Below are 24,257 nucleotides of genomic sequence, written 5' to 3'. Positions count from 1 at the left end.
TCAGTGCGCCTTGTGCTCGAGCGGCGGCGCATCTGCGCGCAGCGTCTGCACCTTGTTGACCGCCAGATCACCCGCCTGACCGCCCCACCCTTGACGCAGGTAGTTCAACAAATCAGTAAGCTGCTCGTGGCTGAGTTTTTCGGCGAAGCCCGGCATTGGCTGCATGTGTTCGAACCCGGCAAACTTCTGTTCACCGATGCCATCGTCGATCACCCGCACCAGGTTACGCGGATCTTCCAGACGCAATGTAGTGTTGCCGCGCATGGCCACCGCGATGTGCGGCTTGCCTTCGCCACCGACCGCATGGCAACCGGCACAGACATTCAAATATTCCTGACGGCCGCGCTGGGCGCTTGCACTGAGCTTGTCCAACGGCATATCAGTCAGCACTTTCGCCGCCAGTGGCTGATCACCGAGCAGGAAGGTCGCCATGGCCGCCAAATCAGGATCATTCAGGCCCTGAGTGCTGTTGTGGAATACCGGAAACATCTCGTTGAACATCGTGCCCTGGGCGCTCATGCCGTGCTTGAGGAACGAGCTCAGGTCCTGATGATTCCAGCCGCGAGCCGCCAGGTCAGTGGCCAGCAAGCTCGGCGCCAGATAACCGTTGAGCAGACCTCCCGTCATGCGCTTGTCTTGCTGCATCGCCCCCGGCAGCCCCCGTGGCGTGTGGCATTCGCCGCAGTGGCCAAGCACGTCGACCATGTATTGGCCACGCTTCCAGGCTTCGCTTTTGCCCTCGGCCGGCGCCAGCTTCACGTCTTTGCCGTAGAGCATGTTCCAGCCCATCAGGCCCGGGCGAACATTGAACGGGAAGCTCAGGCTGGTCACCGGCGCGGCACGTTCGATCGGCTCGACGGTTTTCAGGTAGGCGTGAATCGCGTCGGAGTCTTCACGGGGCATCAGGTGATACGAGGTGTAAGGCATCGCCGGGTACAGGTTGGCACCATCGCGGCGCTTGCCCTCGGTCAGCGCGGCAAAGAACTCGTCATCGTTATACAAACCGATGCCATGCTCTTTGCTCGGGGTGATGTTGGTGCCGTAGATCGTGCCGAACGGCGAGACGATCGGCAAACCGCCCGCAAACGGCGCGCCGCCCGGTGCGGTGTGGCAGGCCATGCAATCGGCGGCACGGGCGAGGTATTCGCCGCGCTTGACCTGATCATCCGCCTGCGCCAGCAACACAGGCGCAGCCAGGCCGACCGCCAATGCAAGGCGGGTCAGTAGATGCTTCATGCTCAACCCTCCTTGACCAGGCCAAGATCCGTCAGCACGTTGCGCGTGGCACTGTAGTAGCGCACGTACCCGGTGCAGCGGCAGATGTGATGACCAAGGCTGTCCTCGATGACTTGTTCCAGCTGGCTTTTGACGATTGGCTGACGCTGCAGCCTTTCCACCAGCACCGTCGCGGCATTGACGAAACCTGGCGCGCAGTAGCTGCACTGGAAGGCGAACTCGTCGACGAAGCGCTGCTGGATCGGGTTCAGCTCGGTGACCTTGCCCTGTTCGTCACGGGTCGCGTGGCCTTCGATGGTCCGCACCTTCTTGCCTTCGAAATAGTGCGCGCCGGTGATGCAGGTACGCACTTCTTCGCTGGTGCCATCCGGGTTATCGACGATCACCACACAGGCGTGACAGATACCCTGGCCGCAGCCCAGGCGCGAGCCGGTGAGGTTCTTGTATTCGTGCAGGTAATCGATCATCGGCAGGTCATCAGGGATGTCCACCGGGCCGACGGATTGACCGTTGAGGGTCAGTTGAAGCGGACGGTTAGCCATTGAGGGCCTCCTTGATACGTGCAGAAGTGATAGGCAGGTCGCGGACACGTTTGCCGATGGCATGGGCCACGGCGTTGCCGATGGCGCCGACCACTGGAATCATCACCACCTCGGCGATGCCCTTGGACGGATCGCTCGGCGACAGCGGCGGCAGGATCTCCGCGGTCTGTTTCCAGACCGCCACGTGCCGCGCCATCGGCAAGCGGTAACGGTTGAAGTTCCAGTCACCCTCCCCCGGCCCACCTTCGTACAGCGGCATTTCCTCCATCAGCGCGTGGCCGATGCCCATGGCGATCCCGCCTTCGATCTGGCCCTTGACCAGTTCTTCCACCAGCACCCGACCGCACTCGACCCACGAGTGATGATTGAGCACTGTCACTTCCGCCGAACCCTTGTTCACTTTCAATTCCACCAGCGTTGCCACGGGGCTGTAGTAAGTCACCGCCGCGTTGTTCAACTGGGTCACCGGGTAAGCGATGTTCTGCCGATCCAGCAGATGGAAACCGGCGCTGCTCATCTGTGCCAGTTTCGCCTTCGGTGCACCGTCGCCGTACTTGACCGCCAGGCCATCGAGCGGCAAACGCTCATGCACGCCGTCGATGCTGTACTCGGCCTCGGCCCAGCTCCAGCGGTTGAAACCGTGCACGGTGGCGCCTGTGACCAGACCGCGCTCATGGGCACGCTTGGCCAGCATCGCAAACGGCAATGGCTCCATGCCGTTGGCGGTGAGTTTGCCGTCGACCCAATGAGCGTCTTCGCGTCGCACCACATAAGGGTTGGCCTGGCCGCCGTAAGGGCCTTGTCGCCAGATCTCCAGCGCCGCCGGCCATAGGCCGTGGTTGAACAGCACACGCGCCGCTTCACGGGTGGCGTGACTGAAGTAGTAGGCGGAGTTGGTCGCCGACGAGGCCGATGCGATCTTGCCGACCCAGCGCGGGTTGCGCAGGAAGCTGTCCTGTTCAGCCTGGCTCATGATGTAAGGGTTGCCGCCGGTGATCAGCTGCATTTCCTTCCAGTCGGTTTCACCGGTCTTCACTTCATGCGCAGGCAGACCGAGGAAATCGGCCACGACCATCGCTTGCGAAGTGGACATGCCGGTACCGATTTCGATGCCGATGTGACGCAGGTTGATACGTCCCTCGGCGGTGAATTCGATACTGGCCATCGGCGCTTCGGAACCGGTGCCGAAGTCTTTCTGGCAGATGGCAAAACCGACGCCATACCAGTGATCAGGGTCAGCCGCTTCACGCTGCATCTTGATCAGGTCGCGTTTTTTCCAGACCTCGTGTGCAGCGGCCTTGTCGAGAATTTCATGCAAGCGCAACGCGCCCGCAGGGACCGCGCCCTGGGTGTTTTTCATGCCCGAACGCAGGGCGTTTTTGCGGCGCAGCTCAATGGCATCGATGCCTAGGCGACCGGCGATTTCATCGACCATCATCTCGGTGGACGCCATGCTCTGCAGGGTGCCGTAGCCACGCATCGATCCGGCTTCTACGGCACGGGAATGGTAGGCGGTGACCTGCAGGTCGTTCTGCGGCATGTAGTAGATCGACTGCGCCGCCGTGGCGCCAACCGCGGCCACAGACGGGCTATAGTTGATCCGGCCGCCACCGTCAACGCTCATTTCGGCGCGGAAAATCTTGAAGCTGTGATCGGTCTTGTCCACCGCCAGCTGATAGCGGATGTCGAACGGATGACGCTTGATGCCGCTCTGGAACTGCTCGTAGCGGTCGTTGGCCAGACGTACAGGCACACCGGCACCGTACAAGGCCGCCAGCGCTGCGTAGTAGACGAAAATGTTGTGGTCTTTGGAGCCGTAACCGACCGTGTAACCGGGGCGCATGTTGAGGTTGGCCAGGCCGAAACGCGACGGCGCGATCATCTTCGCGGTCTCGGTCGCAGTTTCCAGCGGGCACTGGGTCGCCACCACAAAATGCAGGGTCTTGGTCGCCGGGTCGTACCAGCCGTTGCCGTTGTCCGGCTCCATTGCTGCTGGTTCGATCGATGGGGTCTTGTAGCGCTCGTCGAACACCAGCCAGTTGTCTGGCGGCGTGTCGATCTGCTGCTTCATGCGCTCAGCGTAGAACAGGCCGCGCTCGGTCAGGTTGCCGTGCAGGTTCGGCTGGGAATTCCACACCGGACGGCGGTTGCGCAGCATCGGGAACAGGATCGAATCCTTGAGGCTGGCGAATTCGTCTTCATCTGCCGAGGTCGCGCCGCCGACACGCACGTAGCGGAAGCTACCGTAGGGATCGCCTTCGTAGAACGGCACCTGAGCGCCGTAACGAATCGCTTTGTCGTTGAACTTGAGTTGGGCCTTGGCCTGGCGGAAACGCTCGAAGTCGTTCCAGATCAGGATCGCCACCGGGTGACCGATGAACATCGGCACCTTGCCAGCCGGCAACAGTGGATCGGGGGCGTGTTCTTCCGGAAAGACGATACCGTCCTTGACCAGGTCCTCGGCGGTGACGATCCGGTCCGGCTGCAACTCGGCGCCCAACCACGACAGGTCGTAGCCGTCGTAGATACGGTCAGCCTTGATGGTTTTGAGCAGCATGGCGTGGCCTTGCTGCTGCGGCCAGCCCGGCATGTCCTTGGCGCGGATGTCGCGGGCAAAGACCTTGCTGCCGCAGACCTTGGACAAGGCATCGTTACGGGCGCGCGCCTTGCCGTTGTTGCCAAGCCATTGCTCGGACGGCACGGTCACGCTGTTTTCCATCAAGGCGGCCAGCGCCTGGCTGCTCAGCGGTGTAAGCGTGACGCTCACACCCGCCACCAGCCCGCCCTGAAGGAACGAACGCCGGGATATTTCACGGTTGGACATGGATCATCCTCTGGGCGGTTACGGGGTCCGCCCTTCTGGTTATGTACTGGAATTCTCGAGTCTTGCAGAAGCCCTTCTTGACGGTTCAAGGGCTGAAATGACAGTGCAAAGCTGACTGAAGGGTTAAGTTTATAGATTTACGACCTTGCGGAAAACTAAAAACTGACCAAAAGATCAAAAAACCGCGACTTTTTGGCACAGTGCGCTGTGGATTTCGACAAACACGAGAACAGGATTCGCCCCGTCGCGCTTGCGCGCAAATATGGCTCTATCTGAGGATAGACATGCAGAGAGAACTGACAGGAAAAATACAGGAAGGGAAAAATCAAATTTCAGAAACAAAAAACCCCGGTCTTTCGACCAGGGTCTTTGCTATCGACTCGAAGTAGCACTGATGGCTAGCTTCGTAGCACCAAGGCGTTCAGTGGGCCTTGATGCAGATATGGCGCAGCGGACGGGACTCGAACCCGCGACCCCCGGCGTGACAGGCCGGTATTCTAACCGACTGAACTACCGCTGCGTATCGCTTTGGACTTTCGCCCAAGTAACTCGTCTGATTGAAAACTCAGTAGCTTTTCAATCTCGAACCAGGCGAGCCTGACTCGGAAAATATGGCGCAGCGGACGGGACTCGAACCCGCGACCCCCGGCGTGACAGGCCGGTATTCTAACCGACTGAACTACCGCTGCGCGTCGGTGGAGGCATTTCAGCCTACCTCTTGCTTTCGCAAGCTTCTCGGGAGTGGTGGGTGATGACGGGATCGAACCGCCGACATTCTGCTTGTAAGGCAGACGCTCTCCCAGCTGAGCTAATCACCCGTTTGCATCTCCGAGGCCGCGAAATTTACGCAGGTAACGAACCTAAGTCAATAGCAGGATTGAAGTTTTTCTGAAAAAGACAAAATTCTTTCAATCGGTACTGCATTGACCGCTTTCGCGAGCAGGCTCGCTCCCACAGTGGATCGCATTTCTAATGTGGGAGCGAGCCTGCTCGCGAAGACGACGGCTGATTCAACATCAATGCCTGAGTTTCAGCTCAATCTACTCGCTGTAGATCATCTTCTTGGTCATGCCACCGTCCACCACAAACTCCTGCCCTGTGACGAAACCGGCATTTTTTGACAGCAGCCAGGCCACCATCGCCGCCACGTCCTCGACCGTCCCTACCCTGCCCGCCGGATGCTGCGCATGATCGGCATCGGTCAGCGGCTCGGCGCGGCGCACCGAAGGGTCGCGGGCATCGATCCAGCCCGGGCTGACCGCATTGACTCGAATTTCCGGCCCCAAGCTGATGGCCAAGGCATGGGTCAGGGCCAACAGGCCGCCCTTGCTTGCCGCATACGCCTCGGTATCGGGTTCCGATTGCCCGGCACGGGTCGAGGCAAGATTGACGATCGCCCCGCTGTGGGCGCGCAGGTAGGGCGCGCAGTGCTTGGCCAACAGCATCGGCCCACTGAGATTGACCGCCAGCACCCGATTCCAGTAAGCCAGATCGAGACTTTCCAGAGTGGTGTTGTGCGGATCGGCAACCGCCGCATTGCACACCAGCGCATCCAGACGCCCGAATTGCCCCAGCACCTCGGCAACACCCAAGGCGACCTGCGCCTCATTGGAGACGTCCATGGCGATGAACCAGGCGTTGTCGCCGAGCACCTTCGCCACCTTCGACCCTCGCACCCGGTCCAGATCCGTCAGCACCACTTGCCAGCCTTCACTGATCAGCCAGGCGGTAATACCCAGACCAATGCCCCGCGCAGCGCCGGTCACCAGCGCTACACGACCATTGGAGGCGGTTGGCGTAGACAACTCGATCACAAGGCAGCCAACCCGCGCGCCAGGTCGGCTTGCAGGTCTGCCACGTCTTCCAGACCGACCGCGATGCGGATCAGGCTGTCACGAATCCCCGCGGCCTCACGCTCTTGCGGCGCAAGACGGCCGTGGGAGGTGGTGCTCGGGTGTGTGATGGTGGTTTTGCTGTCACCCAGATTGGCGGTGATCGAAATCAGTCGGGTTGCATCGATAAAGCGCCAGGCGCCCTCTTTGCCGCCCTTGACCTCAAAACTCACCACGGCGCCGAAGCCCTTCTGCTGACGCTGGGCCAATTCATGCTGCGGATGGCTCTTGAGGCCGGCGTAATGGACTTTCTCGATACCGTCCTGCTGCTCCAGCCATTCAGCCAACTGTTGGGCGTTGGCGCAATGAGCCCTCATGCGCAGGTTCAGGGTTTCCAGGCCCTTGAGGAAGATCCAGGCGTTGAACGGGCTCAGGGTCGGCCCAGCGGTACGCAGGAAGCCCACCACTTCTTTCATCTGCTCGCTGCGACCCGCCACGACACCGCCCATGCAACGCCCCTGGCCGTCGATGAACTTGGTGGCCGAATGCACGACGATGTCCGCGCCCATTTTCAGTGGTTGCTGCAACGCCGGAGTGCAGAAGCAGTTGTCGACCACCAGCATTGCGCCTTTGGCGTGAGCGATTTTTGCCAGAGCCGCGATGTCCACCAACTCGGCCAGCGGATTGGACGGCGATTCGACGAACAGCAATTTGGTGTTGGCCTTGATCGCCGCATCCCAGCCGGACAAATCCGCCAGGGGCACGTAATCGACTTCGACGCCAAAACGCTTGAAGTACTTCTCGAACAGGCTGATGGTCGAGCCGAATACGCTGCGCGACACCAGCACATGATCGCCGGCGCTGCACAGGCTCATCACCACGGCCATGATCGCCGCCATGCCGGTGGCGGTGGCCACCGCTTGCTCGGCGCTTTCCAGGGCAGCAATGCGCTCTTCGAAGGCACGCACTGTCGGGTTGGTGTAACGCGAGTAGACGTTGCCCGGCACTTCCCCTGCAAAACGCGCGGCCGCGTCGGCGGCGGTGCGGAACACATAGCTGGAAGTGAAGAACATCGGATCACCGTGTTCGCCTTCCGGCGTGCGGTGCTGACCGGCACGTACCGCCAGGGTATCGAACGCTACGCCTTCGAGGTCGCTGTCCAACCGACCGGCATCCCAATCCTGACTCATGCTGTCACTCCTTCCCTATTCTCGTAAATTAAAAGCCAGATACAAAACCGGCCCCTCAGGGCCGGTAGAAACTCAGTTGTTGTACAGATCGATGATCGCACTGACCGCCTGGGTCTTGACCTTCGAGGCATCATTGCGTGCCTGTTCGATCTTGTTCAGGTAAGCCTCGTCGACGTCGCCGGTGACGTACTGGCCGTCGAACACCGCACAATCGAACTTCTCGATCTTGATCTTGCCGCCACCGACCGCTTCGATCAAGTCAGGCAGGTCCTGATAGATCAGCCAGTCTGCACCGATAAGGTCAGCCACGTCCTGGGTCGAACGGTTGTGCGCGATCAGCTCATGAGCGCTCGGCATGTCGATGCCGTAGACGTTCGGGAAGCGTACGGCTGGCGCTGCGGAGCAGAAGTAAACGTTCTTGGCGCCCGCTTCCCGTGCCATCTGAATGATCTGCTTGCAGGTAGTACCACGAACGATGGAATCGTCCACCAGCATCACGTTCTTGCCGCGGAACTCCAGTTCGATGGCGTTGAGCTTCTGACGTACGGATTTTTTCCGTGCCGCCTGGCCCGGCATGATGAAGGTACGGCCGATGTAGCGGTTCTTCACGAAGCCTTCGCGGAATTTCACACCCAGGTGGTTCGCCAGTTCCAGGGCCGCGGTGCGGCTGGTGTCCGGGATCGGAATGACCACGTCGATATCGTGATCAGGACGCTCGCGCAGGATCTTCTCGGCAAGCTTCTCACCCATGCGCAGACGGGCCTTGTACACCGACACGCCGTCGATGATCGAATCCGGACGCGCCAGGTAGACGTGTTCGAAGATGCACGGGGTCAGGGACGGGTTGGTCGCGCACTGACGGGTGTGCAGCTTACCGTCTTCAGTGATGTAGACCGCTTCGCCCGGTGCCAGGTCGCGAATCAGGGTGAAGCCGAGCACGTCCAGGGACACGCTCTCGGAGGCGATCATGTATTCGACGCCTTCGTCGGTGTGACGCTGGCCGAACACGATCGGGCGGATGCCATGCGGGTCGCGGAAACCGACGATGCCGTAGCCGGTCACCATCGCCACGACTGCGTAACCACCCACGCAACGGTTGTGCACGTCGGTGACGGCGGCGAAGACGTCTTCTTCAGTCGGCTGCAACTTGCCGCGCTGGGCCAATTCGTGTGCGAACACGTTGAGCAGCACTTCCGAATCGGAACTGGTGTTGACGTGGCGCAGGTCGGATTCGTAAATCTCCTTGGCCAGTTGTTCAACGTTGGTCAGGTTGCCGTTGTGCGCCAGGGTGATGCCGTAAGGCGAGTTGACGTAAAACGGTTGAGCTTCGGCCGAGGTCGAACTGCCCGCGGTCGGGTAGCGCACATGGCCGATACCCATATGGCCAACCAGACGCTGCATGTGACGCTGCTGGAACACGTCACGCACCAGGCCATTGTCCTTGCGCAGGAATAACCGGCCATCATGGCTGGTCACGATACCGGCAGCGTCCTGGCCGCGGTGCTGGAGCACGGTTAGCGCGTCATACAGCGCCTGATTGACGTTCGACTTACCGACGATACCGACGATGCCACACATGCGACGCAACCCCTACTTAATGGATCTGAACTGAACACAACTCACTGAGGCATTTTGGCCATCGGCAAGAGGTGCTCCTTGAACGGTATATCAGCGGGTACGCTGATTCCGCTGGCAAGCCACTGACTGCTCCACCCGAGAATCAGGTTTTTGGACCAGTCCGCGACCAATAGAAATTTTGGCACGAGCTGTGACTGTTGCCACCACTCGTCGTGTTGTACCGGCCCCAGGCTCAACAGCCCGACCGCCACGACCACCAGCAACCCGCCACGCGCAGCGCCGAAAGCCATGCCGAGGAATCGATCGGTCCCGGATAGCCCGGTGACGCGTACCAACTCGCCGATCAGATAATTGATCATTGCGCCTACCACCAGAGTGGCGACAAACATGATGGCACAGCCCGCGATCACGCGAGCCGAAGGTGTCTGGATATACCCGCCGAGGTACTCGGACAATGAACCACCGAACATCCAGGCAACGACTCCTGCGATGATCCAGGTCACCAGCGACAGTGCTTCTTTGACAAAGCCACGGCTCAGACTGATCAATGCGGAGATGGCGACGATTGCAACGATCGCCCAGTCAACCCAGGTAAATGGCACAGTGCAGCCTACAGACGGATAAGGCGGCGCATTTTAGCAGAGCCCATGCTTATCGGTAAGCTGCGATTGTCAGTGCATTTCAAATCAGGGCGATAGATTTAGCCGCGCTCTGGCTGAAAGCGCACCACAAACCCCTTGAGGTTCTGCTGGCGGTTCAACAAGTCACGCAGACGATCGGCCTCGGCACGCTCGATCAGCGGCCCGACAAACACCCGGTTCTTGCCATCGGCAGAGCGGATATAGGCGTTGTAACCCTGGCTGCGCAGGGTTTTCTGCAGTTTTTCCGCACTTTCACGATTGGACAGACTGGCCAGTTGCACCGACCAGCTGACCGACAGGCCATTGGCGTCAACGCGGCTTTGCGTGGTGTCGGGCTTGCCTGGCGCAGCCGTGATCGGCTGAGCAGGCGCTGTCGTCGGTTTAGCGGCCAGCGCCGGAACTGGAGCAGGCGCCGCTGGTTTGGCGGCTGGCGCCGGAGTGGGCACAGCCGGAGCAGTCGGTACTGCCGGCATGTCCTGAGCAATTTCGTCGTCGCTCGGCACCGGCTCCTGAGGCAAGGCTTGCGGCTCAGGCACCACCACCGGCTCGACCTGCACTTGCGGCATCGCAGGCGCTTGTGGCGCAGCAGGGACATCAACTGTCACCTGACGCTGCTCGTCCTGACGGGAAAACAGCATCGGCAGGAAAATCACGGCCAGCGCCACCAGAACCAGGGCGCCGACCATACGCTGTTTATAGGCTTTATCCAGCAATGCCATCTGCCGCTTCCTCCGTGGAGCGCCGGGCCAGCCAATCCAGGGCCTCGGCGACACAATAAAATGATCCGAACAACAAAATTTCGTCGTCGCCCGTCGCCAGCGCGCACTGCCCTTCCAGGGCGGCGGCCACGCTGCCATAAGACGTAACTGAAGCACCGCGTCTGTGCAACGATTCGTAAATTTCGCTAACCGGCCGCGCCCGCGGTGAATCCAGCGGGGCGACAGCCCAGTGCTCGACACTAGCACTCAATTCGTCAACAACACCATCCAGATCCTTGTCCGCCAGCAACCCGAACACTGCCAGGCGCTTACCGGCCGGCGGACGACTGGCCAGACGCCGGGCCAGATACTCTGCCGCATGGGGGTTATGCCCCACATCCAGCAACAGATTCAGACGCTTGCCTTGCCAGTCAAACTGTCGACGATCAAGACGACCGACCACCCGCGTCGCTTGCAGCGCCTGGATAATCTGCGCATCCACCCAAGGCAAACCGAGCAGCAGATAGGCCTGCAACGCCAGCGCAGCGTTTTCCATCGGCAGATCGAGCAAGGGCAGATCGTGCAATTCGACCGCACGACCCTGGGCGTCGATACCGCGCCACTGCCAATTGTGGTCGGTGATCCCGAGATCAAAATCGCGCCCACGCAGGAAGAACGGGCAATTGAGCTCGCGCGCTTTATCCAGCAGGGGTTGTGGAGGATTCAGGTCACCACAGAGCGCAGGCGCGCCCCGGCGGAAGATGCCGGCCTTCTCGAAGGCCACGGATTCACGGGTATCACCCAAGTAGTCCGCATGGTCGACGCCGATGCTGGTGACCAGCGCCATGTCGGCATCTACCACGTTGACTGTATCCAGACGCCCGCCCAGACCGACTTCCAGCACCACGGCATCGAGCCCGGAGCGTTGAAACAGCCAGAACGCCGCCAGGGTGCCCATCTCGAAATAGGTCAGGGAAGTATCGCCGCGCCCCGCCTCGACCGCAACAAAGGCCTCGCACAGCTCGGCGTCAGTGGCTTCGACGCCATTGACCTGCACCCGCTCGTTGTAACGCAGCAGGTGCGGGGAATTGTAGACACCGACTTTCAGGCCCTGAGCCCGCAGCAACGACGCCACGAACGCGCAGGTGGAGCCTTTGCCGTTGGTGCCGGTGACTGTGATCACCCGAGGCGCCGGCTTGCCCAGTCCCATGCGGGACGCTACCTGTTGCGAGCGCTCAAGGCCCATGTCGATGGCCGAAGGGTGCAACTGCTCGAGGTAGGCGAGCCACTCGCCAAGGGTACGTTGGGTCATAGGTTGGCAGGCACCGGTGGAACGACGATCGGCTCGATAGGTGCGGCGACGAATTTTGGCGTCGGCAGGCCCATCATTTGCGCCAGCAGGTTGCCCAGGCGCGGACGCAGCTCCTGACGAGAAATGATCATGTCGATGGCGCCGTGCTCCAGCAGGAACTCACTGCGCTGGAAGCCTTCCGGCAGTTTTTCGCGCACGGTCTGCTCAATGACGCGCGGACCGGCAAAGCCGATCAGGGCTTTCGGTTCGCCGACGATCACGTCGCCCAGCATCGCCAGACTGGCGGACACACCACCGTAGACCGGATCGGTCAACACGGAGATGAACGGAATGCCCTCTTCACGCAGACGCGCCAGTACCGCGGAGGTCTTGGCCATCTGCATCAGGGAGATCAGCGCTTCCTGCATCCGCGCACCGCCGGAGGCGGAGAAGCAGATCATCGGGCAGCGCTTTTCCAGCGCGTAGTTGGCGGCGCGCACGAAGCGCTCACCAACGATGGCACCCATGGAGCCGCCCATGAAATTGAATTCGAACGCAGAAACCACCACCGGCATGCCCAGCAGCGTACCGCTCATGGACACCAGCGCGTCTTTTTCGCCGGTCTGCTTCTGTGCACCGGTCAGGCGATCCTTGTACTTTTTGCCGTCGCGGAACTTCAGGCGGTCGACCGGCTCCAGGTCCGCACCCAATTCGGCACGACCTTCAACGTCGAGGAAAATGTCGATACGGGCGCGGGCGCCGATACGCATGTGGTGATTACACTTGGGGCAAACGTCCAGGGTCTTTTCCAGCTCCGGACGATACAGCACTGCCTCGCAAGATGGGCATTTGTGCCAAAGACCTTCAGGCACCGAGCTCTTCTTGACCTCGGAACGCATGATCGAAGGGATCAGTTTGTCTACCAACCAGTTGCTCATGCTTTCTTTCTCCAGTACCGGCGGCCCGAACGCTCTGGTTCGCAGCCCCGCGTATGCCCTAAAGCTAAATTCATGTGTGCGGCGATGTTCGATGGATGGCCGGGTCAGTGAAGCGTGACCTGCGTACGACCCATCAATCCTCAGCCGTTTTGTACAGTGCAGTGGACGGCGGCAGTGTGCCAGCCGTCACATCATCCGCGTGCCGCTTTGATGAACGCCTTGATCTTCGCGTGATCCTTGATGCCCTTGCTCGCCTCTACCCCGCCACTGACGTCCACGGCATAAGGCCGAACCCGCGCCACCGCTTCGGCAACGTTATCCGGAGTCAGGCCACCGGCCAGGATGATCGGCTTGCTCAAGCCTTGCGGTATCAGAGACCAGTCGAACGCTTCGCCGGTTCCACCGGGAATACCTTCGACATAGGCATCGAGCAGGATACCGCTGGCGCCTGGATACGCGTCACAAGCGGCGGCGATGTCGTCACCCGCCTTGACCCGCAACGCCTTGATGTACGGACGATGCCAACTTTCGCAGTCTTCAGCGCTTTCATCGCCATGGAACTGCAACAGATCCAGCGGCACGGCGTCGAGGATTTCCCCCAACTCGCAGCGACTGGCGTTGACGAACAAACCCACGGTCGTGACAAACGGCGGCAACGCCTTGATGATTGCGCGCGCCTGCTGGAACGTCACCGCCCGCGGACTCTTGGCGTAAAACACGAAACCGATGGCATCGGCCCCGGCTTCGACCGCTGCCAACGCATCTTCTATGCGGGTAATCCCGCAAATCTTGCTGCGAACGGCTGACATGTCGAGAAAACCTCACGGTAAATCCGGGAAAGTCCCGGATGGTAACAAAAGCGCTCGAGGGCGTCAGCCGTCAAGTTCGGAGAAACCGGTGAGGAAGTGCGGCCCGATATATCGCTCGGGCAATTCGAACTCGTCGCGGTACTCGACCTGCACCAGATACAGGCCAAACGGATGCGCCGTCACCCCGCCGGTACGACGGATGCGGCTCTCCAACACCTCCTTCATCCACTCCACCGGGCGCTCGCCAGCGCCGATGGTCATCAGCACCCCGGCAATGTTGCGAACCATGTGGTGCAGGAAGGCATTGGCGCGGATATCCAGCACGATCATCTTGCCGTGACGGGTGACGCGCAGGTGATGCAATTGCTTGATCGGCGACTTGGCCTGGCACTGACCGGCGCGGAAGGCGCTGAAGTCATGGGTGCCTACCAGATATTGCGCCGCTTCGGCCATACGCTCGACGTCCAGTGGACGGTGGTTCCAGGTGATTTCTTCGTTGAGATGCGCCGGGCGGATCTGATCGTTGTAGATCACATAGCGGTAGCGCCGGGCGATAGCCTTGAACCGCGCATGAAAATGCGCCGGCATGACCTTGGCCCAACTGACGCTGACGTCGTGCGGCAGGTTGATGTTGGCACCCATGACCCAGGCTTTCATCGACCGCTCGACCTGGGTATCGAAATGCACCACTTGTCCACAGGCGTGCACGCCGGCATCGGTACGCCCTGCACAAAGCAGCGAAACCGGTGAATCGGCGACTTTGGACAAGGCGTTTTCGAGTGTTTCCTGCACGGTGAGCACACCGGAGGCCTGGCGCTGCCAGCCGCGATAACGCGAGCCTTTGTATTCAACGCCCAATGCGATCCGGAAAAAGCCTTCCGCTGCCATTTCGGCGGCCGGGTTATCTATGTTTGCCAAGGAGGGACAGCCTGCTGATGTACGCAAAGGTGGGCATTATAAGGTTGTCGGGCGGGGATGCCAGTGCAACGGTCAGTACAGTGTTGAATGTTATGGCCCCTTCGCGAGCAGGCTCGCTCCCACAAGGATTGGCGTGAGACACAAATGGTGGTTAACCGGGTCCACTGTAGGAGCGAGCCTGCTCGCGAAAGCGGCCCGACAGACATCATCACGCCATCGCCAGAAACAAAAACGGCAGCCTCACCGGGCTGCCGTCCTGTTTAAAGCCATATCATCAAGCCAGACGCGCAAGCATCTCCCTGGCTTCGCTCTTCTGACCGTCGTCACCTTCGGTCACCACCTCATTGAGGATGTCCCGGGCGCCGTCGTTGTCACCCATGTCGATGTAGGCCTGAGCCAAATCGAGCTTGGTGGCGACTTCGTCGGTACCGGACAGGAAATCGAATTCCGGCTCGTCGTCCACGGTCGCCAGGGCGTCGTCCACGGTAAAGGTCGGCTCGCTGATGCTCTGGGACAGGCGATCCAGCTCGGCGTTGACGTCGTCAAGCTCGGCGGCAAACGCATCCGGTGCCTTTGAAGCGTCCATTTCGTCAGCCAGGGACAGGTCGAAATCAGCGGGCAACTCCAGATCGTCCAATGTCACCTCAGGGACTGCCGGCGCCTCAGCAACAGGCAGATCCTTCACCCCCTCATCCAGATCCAGATCCAGCAGGAAGTCGTCTTCAGCAAGAAGCGCTGGCGAAGGCTCGCCGCCGAGGTCCATGTCCAGATCGAAATCTGACAGATCGTCGAGGTTTTCCTTGATTTCAGTTTGCTGCTGCAGCACCGACTCGAAACTCAAATCGTCGTCCAGCGGGAAATCTTCCAGCTCGTCCAGGGTTGCAGTTTCCGGCTCAGGCTCAGGCTCAGGTTGCGATTGCGGCGCCGGGGTCGCGGCTGCCGGCGTAATGTTATCCAGGTCATCCAGGCTCAGATCGAACGCACTGTCGAAATCGTCATCGGTTGGAATTGCAGCCGGGGCCGGGGCTTGCGGTTCGTCCAGCAGCAGGTCCTTGACGTATTGCGCGTCCAGTTCGGCAGCAACGGCCGCAGCGGCGATACCACCGGCAGCGACCAGCGCCATGGCCGGGAAACGGCTTTTCAGTTTTTCGACCTGGGCAAAGTTGTCGCCATTGGCCACCAACTGACGCTCCTGAACCACAAATGCATCTCGGTCGCCCTGCAGGCCATAAACTTCCATCAGTTTAAGGCGCACATCGCTGCGCTGCGGCTCTTGCTTGATACCTTCTTCCAGCAGCGCGGCAGCCTGATTCAGGCGACCGGCGTCGATGTGCGACTGGGCTTTGCCCAACACGTCGCCGGAACGTTCCGCCGCCGGAGCCACCAGTGGTGCAGCGATCGGTGCCGTCACCACCACCGGCTCAATCGCCGGAGCCGGGGCTGGTGCAGGTGAAGGTGGCGGCACAGTGGCGCGCTTCACGCTCGGCGGCGGAACCTCCAGACCTTCGAAGCTGCTTTCCGGCAGGTCCAGATCAGCGGAAAATGGCTGTTCTTCAGCCAGGGCGCGAGCCATGCGCAGGTGCTTCTCGGCTTCCTGCTGGGCTTTGCGGCGACGGGCCAGCAACAACAGCAACAGCAAGACCACCACTGCCCCGCCACCGGCCATACCCAGCAGCCATGGATTGGTCAGTAATTCGTTGAATTTCTGTTCGTCGGAAGCTGCCGGCGTCGGCTCGGCGGGTTGCTCGGCCGAAACCGGAGCCGCCGCTGTCTCAGGCGCAGCCGGAGTCGGTACTGCCGGCACAGGTTCGGCGGGCGCTGGTGCAGGGCTGGCCGCCAGTTCAGCGGACATCGCCGGAGCGGCCGGGGCAGTAGCGGCAGCGGGTGCATCCGCAGCGCCTTCGGCCTGCAACTTGGCCAGCTGATTGTTCTTCAGCTCGATCAAGCGCTGCAGCTTGTCGAGCTGACTTTGCAGATCGGCCATGCGGCTTTTCAGTTCGGCGTTGTCACGACGGGTCGTATCGAGGCTTTCCTGGGTGACCGCCAGTTTGTTGTTCAAGGCCTTGGCATCACCTGCCGCACCTTTACCGCGACCCTTTGCGGACTCGGCAGAAACCAGGGTCAGCTTATCCGGACCGGCTTGCGCAGACATTGTTTCACCGCGGCCGCGGTTGGTGGCATCGAGCTGTTGCTGACCCGTTCCCGGTTTAGCGACGTAGCGACGCCCCTGGCGCCAGGCAGTGTTCTGTGCAGCGACCTCGGCAATTGCCTTGGGTTGCGGCAGGCTGGTGCTCTGCGTCTGATCCGGCAAGCGCAGCACCTGCCCGGTTTTCAGGCGGTTGATGTTGCCGTCGATGAAGGCATCCGGGTTCAGCGCCTGGATGGCCAGCATGGTTTGCTGGATCGACCCGCCGTTACGTGCCTTCGCGGCGATCTCCCACAAAGTATCGCGCGGCGTGGTGGTGTACTGGGATGGCTTGCTCGCACCGGTAACCGGTGTTGTACCTTGGGTCGGTGCAGGCTGCGCAGCCGCTTCAGCGGTTTGCGGCGAGAATTTGGACGGATCGAGCAGCACGCTGTAGTCGCGCAGCAGACGACCGTTGGGCCACATCACCTGAACCAGGAATTTCACCATCGGCTCGGAGAGGGGTTTGCTGGAGGTCACACGCAGGATGCTTTTGCCGCTGGCGTTCAACACCGGGGTGAAAGTCAGGTCGTTGAGAAATGCCTGGCGGTCGACACCGGCCTTGGCGAAATCTTCAGGTGAAGCCAGGCTCGGCACCACTTCGGCAGCGGTGAGCTCCTTGACGTCCAGCAACTCGATTTCCGCCACCAGCGGCTGGTTGAGCGTCGACTTCAGGGTCAATTCCCCGAGTCCGAGGGCATGCGCCATACCGGAGGACAGCGCCGAGGCGGCCGCTATTGCTAACACCAGTTTGCGAACTTGAACCATAGCTCATCCTTAGTTTGAACATTCCTCGGCCAGCGAGAAGGTGTTGATGCCGCTGCCATAAGGCATGGCGCGCGGCGGCGAAGGGTCGTCGCGCGCGATCGTTTCGTGCATGCCCCGGAAAGCCCCTCAGGGTGACTCGCCTTCAGCATTCCGGCCAAGCATAACGCCCGCCCGGAACCATTCGAAAATTTGTTGCCAAGTATCTTTTACAGCAGGTCTTTTATCAACAATTCGGCCAGCTGCACAGCATTGAGCGCGGCGCCCTTGCGTACGTTATCTGACGTCAGCCACACATTTAGTTCCGACAGGTCGTCGATACCATGGCGAACCCGACCAACGTAAACCACATCCTGCCCTACCGCGTCGCCGACCGGCGTCGGGTAATCGCCGGCTTCGACCAGCTCGATGCCGGGGGCATCTTCCAGCGCAGCATTGACCTTGGCCAGGTCGATCTCGCTCGCCGACTGCAAGGTCACGCTAAAGCTATCGCCAAAAAACACCGGGGCTTGAATGCAAGTGACGGAAATCTTCAATTCAGGCAACGCCATGACCTGGCGCAGCTCACGCACCAGGCGCTTTTCCAGCAATGTATGGCCCTGTTCATCCGGCTTGCCCACCTGAGCCAACAGATTGAAGGCCATCTGCCGGTCAAAGAATTTCGGCTCCAGTGGCCGCACATTCAGCAGTTCGGCGGTTTGCCGGGCCAGCTCGCTCACGGCTTCGCGGCCCTGGGCCGATACCGCCAGGCTGGCGGTCAGGCTGATGCGCTGCAAATCGAGCAAATTCATCAACGGTGCGAGCACTACCGCCAGGGTGGTAGCTGAAGGACTTGGACTGCTGACCTGAAACGGCTTTTTCAAGCCGGCCAACACCTGAGCGTTGGCCTCGGGCACAACCTGTGGCGCCTTTTCTGCCGGCAAGGCACCGGAGAGATCGATTACCGAGCAACCGGCATCGGTCGCACGGGAAGCAAAACTCAACGAAACCGCCGGGCCGGCAGCAAAAAATGCCAACTGCACCTTACTGAAGTCGAACTCATCGACTTCCCGCACCCGCACGTTCTTGCCGCGAAACGGCACCGAACTGCCGGCGGATTCGCTGCTGGCCAGCAAGTGCAGATCGCCGACCGGGAAATCGCGTTCCTCAAGAATCTGCACCAGCGTTTCGCCGACAGTACCGGTTGCGCCGATCACGGCAATATCAAAGGACTGGCTCATGGTTTTACCTCTGGCGAAACGGGGGGAGCGGCACTTTACCGGGTGGTGGGCATGCAGGCAATTCGATGGGGATCTGTGGTGACTGAACCGACGCTATCGCGAGCAAGCTTTGCTCCCACCGGGTTGCGGCGCGCTTGCTCCTGTGGGAGCAAAGCTTGCTCGCGATGGCGGCCTGGCTCACGACACAAATCCATAAAAAAACCCGCACCCCTTTCAAGGCGCGGGTTTTCTCATTACATCAATCGATCAACGCTCAAGCAGGATCCGCAGCATGCGACGCAGCGGTTCGGCCGCGCCCCACAACAGCTGGTCGCCAACGGTAAACGCGCCGACGAATTGCGAACCCATGTTCAGTTTGCGCAGACGGCCAACCGGGATGTTCAGGGTGCCGGTGACCTTGTTCGGGCTCAGCTCCTGAATGCTGGTCTCACGGCTGTTCGGCACCAGCTTGACCCATGGGTTGTGCTGGCTGATCAGCCCTTCGATATCGGCGATCGGTACGTCTTTGTTCAGCTTGATGGTCAGCGCCTGGCTGTGGCAACGCATGGCGCCGATGCGCACGCAGATGCCGTCCACCGGGATCGGGCTCTTGAAGCGACCGAGGATCTTGTTGGTCTCGGCCTGGGCTTTCCACTCTTCGCGGCTCTGGCCGTTCGGCAGTTCCTTGTCGATCCACGGGATCAGGCTGCCGGCCAGCGGTACACCGAAGTTTTCGGTCGGGTACGCGTCGCTGCGCATGGCTTCGGCGACACGGCGGTCGATGTCGAGGATGGCGCTGGCCGGGTCGGCCAGTTGATCGGCGACAGCGGCGTGGGTCGCGCCCATTTGCTTGATCAGTTCACGCATGTTCTGCGCGCCGGCACCGGAAGCCGCCTGATAGGTCATGGCGCTCATCCACTCCACCAGACCGGCCTCAAACAGGCCACCCAGGCCCATCAGCATCAGGCTGACGGTGCAGTTGCCGCCGATGTAGTTCTTGGTACCCGCATCGAGCTGCTGGTCGATAACCTTGCGGTTGACCGGATCCAGCACGATGACCGCGTCATCCTGCATGCGCAGGCTGGAAGCGGCGTCGATCCAGTAACCCTGCCAGCCGGCTTCGCGCAGCTTCGGGAACACTTCGCTGGTGTAGTCGCCACCCTGGCAGGTCAGGATCACGTCGAGGGTTTTCAGCTCTTCAATGCTGTAAGCGTCCTTGAGCGGAGCAATATCCTTGCCCACGGACGGGCCTTGGCCACCGACATTGGAAGTGGTGAAAAACACCGGCTCGATAAGATCGAAATCCTGCTCTTCCAGCATCCGCTGCATGAGCACGGAACCGACCATACCGCGCCAACCGATCAGACCTACACGTTTCATCGCAACTACACCTTCTTGAAATGTGGACCGCTGCTTTCATGGTTGAATTTTGCAGCGGGCCCGAAAGATTACAGATTCCGCAGCGCGGCGACTACTGCGTCACCCATTTCCTGCGTACCGACTTTAGTGCAACCGGTCGACCAGATGTCGCCTGTGCGCAAGCCCTGATCCAGCACCAGGCTGACAGCTTTTTCAATGGCATCGGCCGCAGCCTGCTGGTTGAAGCTGTAACGCAGCATCATCGACACCGACAAAATGGTCGCCAACGGGTTGGCAATGCCCTTGCCCGCGATGTCCGGCGCCGAACCGTGGCACGGCTCGTACATGCCTTTGTTGTTGGTGTCCAGGGACGCCGACGGCAGCATGCCGATGGAACCGGTGAGCATCGACGCCTGGTCCGACAGAATGTCACCGAACATGTTATCGGTCACGATCACGTCGAACTGTTTAGGTGCACGCACCAGTTGCATGGCGGCGTTGTCGACATACATGTGGCTCAGTTCGACTTCAGGGTAATCCTTGGCGACTTGCTCGACCACTTCACGCCACAGCTGGCTGGACGCCAGTACGTTGGCCTTGTCCACCGAGCACAGCTTCTTGTTGCGCACCATGGCCATGTCGAAGCCGACACGGGCGATGCGACGGATTTCGCTTTCGCTGTACGGCAGGGTGTCGTAGGACTGGCGCTCACCGTTTTCCAGGGTACGGGTGCCACGTGGCGCGCCGAAGTAGATGCCGCCGGTCAGCTCGCGAACGATCAGGATGTCCAGGCCGGCAACGATTTCCGCCTTCAGGCTGGAAGCTTCGGCCAGTTGCGGGTAGAGGATCGCCGGACGCAGGTTGCCGAACAGGCCCAGTTGCGCACGGATTTTCAGCAGGCCACGCTCAGGACGGATGTCACGCTCGATGGTGTCCCATTTCGGGCCGCCCACGGCGCCCAACAGCACGGCATCGGCGGTGCGGGCACGCTCCAGGGTTTCGTCGGCCAGCGGCACGCCATGCTTGTCGATGGCCGCGCCACCGATCACGTCGTGGTTCAGCTCGAAGCCCAGGGCGAACTTGTCGTTGGCCAGTTCCAGCACCTTGACCGCTTCGGCCATGATTTCCGGACCAATACCGTCACCTGGGAGAATCAGAATCTGCTTGCTCATGCTTTCCTCATGTCATCAGTCGGTGCGCCCTTGGGCGCACCCGGAAAAAGTCTACCGTTCGGGGCTCATTTTTCGGCGAACAGCACCAACACATCGGTACTGAACGAACCGTCGGCCTCAATTTCAAAATATTCGCGCACTTCGCTGCCCATCGACTGCTGCAATTCGCGGATCGCCGCACGCATCACCGGCGGTGTGCGCATGCGTTCGACCCAGGAGTTGTACTCCAGGCGCAACCGCTGACGGGCGGTACTGCGAGTATGCAACCCCGCCTCACTGACCTGGCGCAACCACTCACCCGCGGAATAATCACGCACATGGCTGGTGTCGCGCAGCACTTCGACGCTTTGCAGGTAAGTGTCGAACAACGGGCTGCCCGGTGACAACACGTCGATGAAGGCCGCCACCCCGCCCGGTTTCAGCACTCGACGCACTTCCCGCAGCGCGAGGCCAAGATCGCTCCAATGGTGCGCCGAATAACGGCTGAACACGAAGTCGAACTCGCCATCGGCGAATGGAAGGCGCTCGGCGGCACCGTTGACCGTGGAGACATTGCTCAAGCCACGATCGATAGCCGCTGCGGCGACCACATCGAGCATTTGCTGCGACAGGTCGTAGGCCACCACTTCCTTCACCAGCGAGGCGACGTGAAAACTCACGTGACCGGCGCCGCAACCCAGATCCAGCACACGGGCATCGCCCTGCCCTGCCAGTTCGGCCTGTAGCAGCGCGAATTCGGTACCTTGAGCGTGGACGGCGCTGCTCAGGTAGGCCGAGGCCTGTTCACCGAATTGTTTCTGGACTACCTGGCTGTGCTGGGCGGTGCTGGTCATGGGGGACTTCCTTTTTGGGTTAAGTCTTGTGGTGCTTATTCGGGCCTCTTCGCGAGCAGGCTCGCTCCCACAGGAAAACGCATTTCAAATGTGGGAGCGAGCCTGCTCGCGAAGGCGTCATCACGCCTTACGCATACTTACGCGTCGCGAAACAACCAAGGTTGGCTCGCACGGTGCTTGGCCTCGAACGCCGCAATCGCATCGCCGTCCTGCAAGGTCAGGCCGATATCGTCCAGGCCATTGAGCAGGCAGTGCTTGCGGAACGCATCGATCTCAAAGCTCAGCACCTTGCCGTCCGGACGGGTCACGGTCTGGGCTTGCAGATCGATCTGCAACTGGTACCCCGGATTGGCCTCGACCTGATTGAACAGCTCATCGACTTCAGCGTCGCTCAAGATGATCGGCAGCAAGCCGTTCTTGAAGCTGTTGTTGAAGAAGATGTCGGCATAGCTTGGCGCGATGATGCTGCGGAAACCGTACTCTTCCAGCGCCCACGGCGCGTGTTCGCGGCTGGAGCCGCAACCGAAGTTCTCGCGGGCCAGCAATACGCTGGCCCCCTGGTAACGTTCGGCGTTGAGCACGAAGTCCTTGTTCAGCGGACGCTTGGAGTTGTCCTGATATGGTTGACCCACATCCAGGTAGCGCCACTCGTCGAACAGGTTCGGGCCGAAACCGGTGCGTTTGATCGATTTCAAGAACTGTTTCGGGATGATCTGGTCGGTGTCGACGTTGGCACGATCCAGAGGCGCGACAAGTCCAGTGTGCTGGGTAAAAGCTTTCATGCTGCGCTCCTTTAGATCAATTCACGGACGTCGACGAAACGACCGTTCACAGCGGCGGCGGCGGCCATGGCCGGGCTGACCAGGTGAGTACGACCACCGGCGCCTTGACGGCCTTCGAAGTTGCGGTTCGAGGTGGAAGCGCAATGCTCGCCACTTTCCAAACGGTCCGGGTTCATCGCCAGGCACATCGAGCAACCCGGTTCGCGCCATTCGAAACCGGCTTCGAGGAAAATCTTGTCCAGGCCTTCGGATTCCGCCTGCGCCTTCACCAGGCCCGAGCCGGGCACCACGATGGCCTGCTTGATGGTCGAGGCCACTTTGCGGCCCTTGGCGATCACCGCAGCCGCGCGCAGGTCTTCGATCCGCGAGTTGGTGCAGGAGCCGATGAACACGCGGTCCAGTTGAATGTCGGTGATCGCCTGATTGGCGGTCAAACCCATGTACTTCAAGGCGCGCTCGATAGAACCACGCTTGACCAGGTCCATTTCCTTTGCCGGATCCGGCACGTTCTGATCGACAGCCAACACCATCTCGGGCGAGGTGCCCCAGCTGACTTGCGGCTTGATCTGGGTCGCGTCCAGTTCAACGATGGTGTCGAACTTCGCATCGGCGTCGGACACCAGGTCTTTCCAGGCTTCGACGGCCAAGTCCCACTCCGCACCTTTCGGGGCGAAGGGACGGCCTTTCACGTAGGCCACGGTTTTTTCGTCAGCTGCCACCAGGCCTACGCGAGCGCCGGCCTCGATGGACATGTTGCAGATGGTCATGCGGCCTTCGACGGACAGGTCGCGAATCGCGCTGCCGGCGAATTCGATGGCGTGGCCGTTACCACCGGCGGTGCCGATCTTGCCGATCACGGCGAGGACGATGTCCTTGGCGGTCACGCCGAACGGCAATTGGCCTTCGACGCGTACCAGCATGTTCTTCATTTTCTTGGCGACCAGGCACTGGGTGGCGAGCACGTGCTCGACCTCGGAAGTGCCGATACCGTGAGCCAGGGCACCGAACGCGCCGTGGGTCGAGGTGTGGGAGTCGCCGCAGACCACGGTCATGCCCGGCAAGGTGGCACCCTGCTCCGGGCCGATCACGTGGACGATGCCTTGGCGGACGTCATTCATCTTGAATTCGACAATGCCGTACTCGTCACAGTTATCGTCGAGAGTCTGAACCTGCAAGCGCGAGACCTGGTCGGCAATGGCTGCGATGCCGCCCTTGCGTTCCGGGGTGGTCGGTACGTTGTGGTCCGGGGTCGCGATGTTGGCATCGATGCGCCAAGGCTTGCGCCCGGCCAGACGCAGGCCTTCGAAGGCTTGCGGCGAGGTCACTTCGTGGATGATGTGACGGTCGATGTAGATCAACGCAGAGCCATCGTCGCGCTGCTTGACCAAATGCGAATCCCAGAGCTTGTCGTAGAGCGTTTTGCCGGCCATCAGACGGTTTCCTCATCAGCTTGTTTCTATGCCCC

At 60.7% G+C, this 24,257-nt stretch carries 19 protein-coding genes and 3 tRNA genes; all 22 read right to left on the bottom strand.

Annotation, left to right across the window (positions count from 1 at the left end):
- Positions 1-1,236 carry a c-type cytochrome gene (locus tag LAB08_RS09065; protein WP_096512545.1) on the bottom strand — a complete coding sequence of 412 codons (1,236 nt, stop codon included), beginning with the start codon at positions 1,234-1,236 and terminating at the stop codon, positions 1-3.
- Positions 1,237-1,238: 2 nt separating this feature from the next.
- Positions 1,239-1,778 (bottom strand): (2Fe-2S)-binding protein, encoded by a 540-nt coding sequence (locus tag LAB08_RS09060; RefSeq protein ID WP_096512546.1) that lies wholly within the window; start codon positions 1,776-1,778, stop codon positions 1,239-1,241.
- On the bottom strand, positions 1,771-4,602 hold the full coding sequence (locus tag LAB08_RS09055; RefSeq protein ID WP_096512547.1) for a xanthine dehydrogenase family protein molybdopterin-binding subunit: 2,832 nt from the start codon (positions 4,600-4,602) through the stop codon (positions 1,771-1,773). Before LAB08_RS09055 ends, LAB08_RS09060 begins: the two co-directional genes overlap by 8 nt.
- Before the next feature lie 443 nt (positions 4,603-5,045).
- Positions 5,046-5,122: transfer RNA gene (locus LAB08_RS09050), tRNA-Asp, on the bottom strand.
- Between the two features lie 92 nt (positions 5,123-5,214).
- Positions 5,215-5,291: transfer RNA gene (locus tag LAB08_RS09045), tRNA-Asp, on the bottom strand.
- Between the two features lie 53 nt (positions 5,292-5,344).
- Positions 5,345-5,420, bottom strand: a tRNA-Val gene (locus LAB08_RS09040).
- Between the two features lie 222 nt (positions 5,421-5,642).
- Positions 5,643-6,416, bottom strand: coding sequence for an SDR family oxidoreductase (locus LAB08_RS09035; protein WP_096512548.1), 774 nt, complete (start codon positions 6,414-6,416; stop codon positions 5,643-5,645).
- The gene (locus tag LAB08_RS09030) at positions 6,413-7,624 is read right to left on the bottom strand and encodes an O-succinylhomoserine sulfhydrylase (RefSeq protein ID WP_096512549.1); all 1,212 of its coding nucleotides are present in this window, start codon (positions 7,622-7,624) and stop codon (positions 6,413-6,415) included. Before LAB08_RS09030 ends, LAB08_RS09035 begins: the two co-directional genes overlap by 4 nt.
- A 72-nt stretch (positions 7,625-7,696) precedes the next feature.
- A complete protein-coding gene (purF, locus tag LAB08_RS09025) occupies positions 7,697-9,202 on the bottom strand; it encodes an amidophosphoribosyltransferase (protein ID WP_095193313.1) in 1,506 nt (501 codons plus the stop codon).
- A 41-nt stretch (positions 9,203-9,243) separates the two neighbouring features.
- Positions 9,244-9,804, bottom strand: coding sequence for a CvpA family protein (locus tag LAB08_RS09020; RefSeq protein WP_096512550.1), 561 nt, complete (start codon positions 9,802-9,804; stop codon positions 9,244-9,246).
- Positions 9,805-9,902: 98 nt separating this feature from the next.
- A complete protein-coding gene (locus LAB08_RS09015; protein WP_096512551.1) occupies positions 9,903-10,562 on the bottom strand; it encodes an SPOR domain-containing protein in 660 nt (219 codons plus the stop codon).
- The gene (gene folC, locus LAB08_RS09010; protein WP_096512552.1) at positions 10,546-11,853 is read right to left on the bottom strand and encodes a bifunctional tetrahydrofolate synthase/dihydrofolate synthase; all 1,308 of its coding nucleotides are present in this window, start codon (positions 11,851-11,853) and stop codon (positions 10,546-10,548) included. The genes LAB08_RS09015 and folC overlap by 17 nt, the downstream gene beginning before the upstream one ends.
- Complete coding sequence (gene accD, locus LAB08_RS09005) at positions 11,850-12,770, bottom strand: acetyl-CoA carboxylase, carboxyltransferase subunit beta (RefSeq protein WP_096512553.1); 921 nt, start codon at positions 12,768-12,770, stop codon at positions 11,850-11,852. The genes folC and accD overlap by 4 nt, the downstream gene beginning before the upstream one ends.
- A 191-nt stretch (positions 12,771-12,961) precedes the next feature.
- On the bottom strand, positions 12,962-13,579 hold the full coding sequence (locus LAB08_RS09000; RefSeq protein ID WP_096512554.1) for a phosphoribosylanthranilate isomerase: 618 nt from the start codon (positions 13,577-13,579) through the stop codon (positions 12,962-12,964).
- 63 nt (positions 13,580-13,642) lie between these two features.
- A complete protein-coding gene (gene truA, locus LAB08_RS08995; RefSeq protein WP_096512555.1) occupies positions 13,643-14,467 on the bottom strand; it encodes a tRNA pseudouridine(38-40) synthase TruA in 825 nt (274 codons plus the stop codon).
- A gap of 304 nt (positions 14,468-14,771) precedes the next feature.
- On the bottom strand, positions 14,772-17,450 hold the full coding sequence (locus LAB08_RS08990) for a FimV/HubP family polar landmark protein (RefSeq protein ID WP_096512556.1): 2,679 nt from the start codon (positions 17,448-17,450) through the stop codon (positions 14,772-14,774).
- Between the two features lie 206 nt (positions 17,451-17,656).
- The gene (locus LAB08_RS08985) at positions 17,657-18,667 is read right to left on the bottom strand and encodes an aspartate-semialdehyde dehydrogenase (RefSeq protein WP_096512557.1); all 1,011 of its coding nucleotides are present in this window, start codon (positions 18,665-18,667) and stop codon (positions 17,657-17,659) included.
- Positions 18,668-18,913: 246 nt separating this feature from the next.
- Positions 18,914-20,026 (bottom strand): aspartate-semialdehyde dehydrogenase, encoded by a 1,113-nt coding sequence (asd, locus tag LAB08_RS08980; protein ID WP_007975660.1) that lies wholly within the window; start codon positions 20,024-20,026, stop codon positions 18,914-18,916.
- Between the two features lie 68 nt (positions 20,027-20,094).
- On the bottom strand, positions 20,095-21,177 hold the full coding sequence (gene leuB / locus LAB08_RS08975) for a 3-isopropylmalate dehydrogenase (protein ID WP_096512558.1): 1,083 nt from the start codon (positions 21,175-21,177) through the stop codon (positions 20,095-20,097).
- Positions 21,178-21,242: 65 nt separating this feature from the next.
- Positions 21,243-22,010 (bottom strand): class I SAM-dependent methyltransferase, encoded by a 768-nt coding sequence (locus LAB08_RS08970; RefSeq protein ID WP_096512559.1) that lies wholly within the window; start codon positions 22,008-22,010, stop codon positions 21,243-21,245.
- A gap of 137 nt (positions 22,011-22,147) precedes the next feature.
- Positions 22,148-22,792 carry a 3-isopropylmalate dehydratase small subunit gene (leuD, locus tag LAB08_RS08965; protein ID WP_096512560.1) on the bottom strand — a complete coding sequence of 215 codons (645 nt, stop codon included), beginning with the start codon at positions 22,790-22,792 and terminating at the stop codon, positions 22,148-22,150.
- 11 nt (positions 22,793-22,803) lie between these two features.
- Complete coding sequence (gene leuC, locus LAB08_RS08960) at positions 22,804-24,222, bottom strand: 3-isopropylmalate dehydratase large subunit (protein WP_096512561.1); 1,419 nt, start codon at positions 24,220-24,222, stop codon at positions 22,804-22,806.
- Positions 24,223-24,257 lie beyond the last annotated feature (35 nt).

Origin of the sequence: Pseudomonas izuensis, from assembly GCF_002356535.2 — a bacterium.
GTDB classification, from domain to species: domain Bacteria; phylum Pseudomonadota; class Gammaproteobacteria; order Pseudomonadales; family Pseudomonadaceae; genus Aquipseudomonas; species Aquipseudomonas izuensis.
Note: the sequence above shows the minus strand (reverse complement) of the source record. Positions and strands in the feature narration are given on the sequence as shown.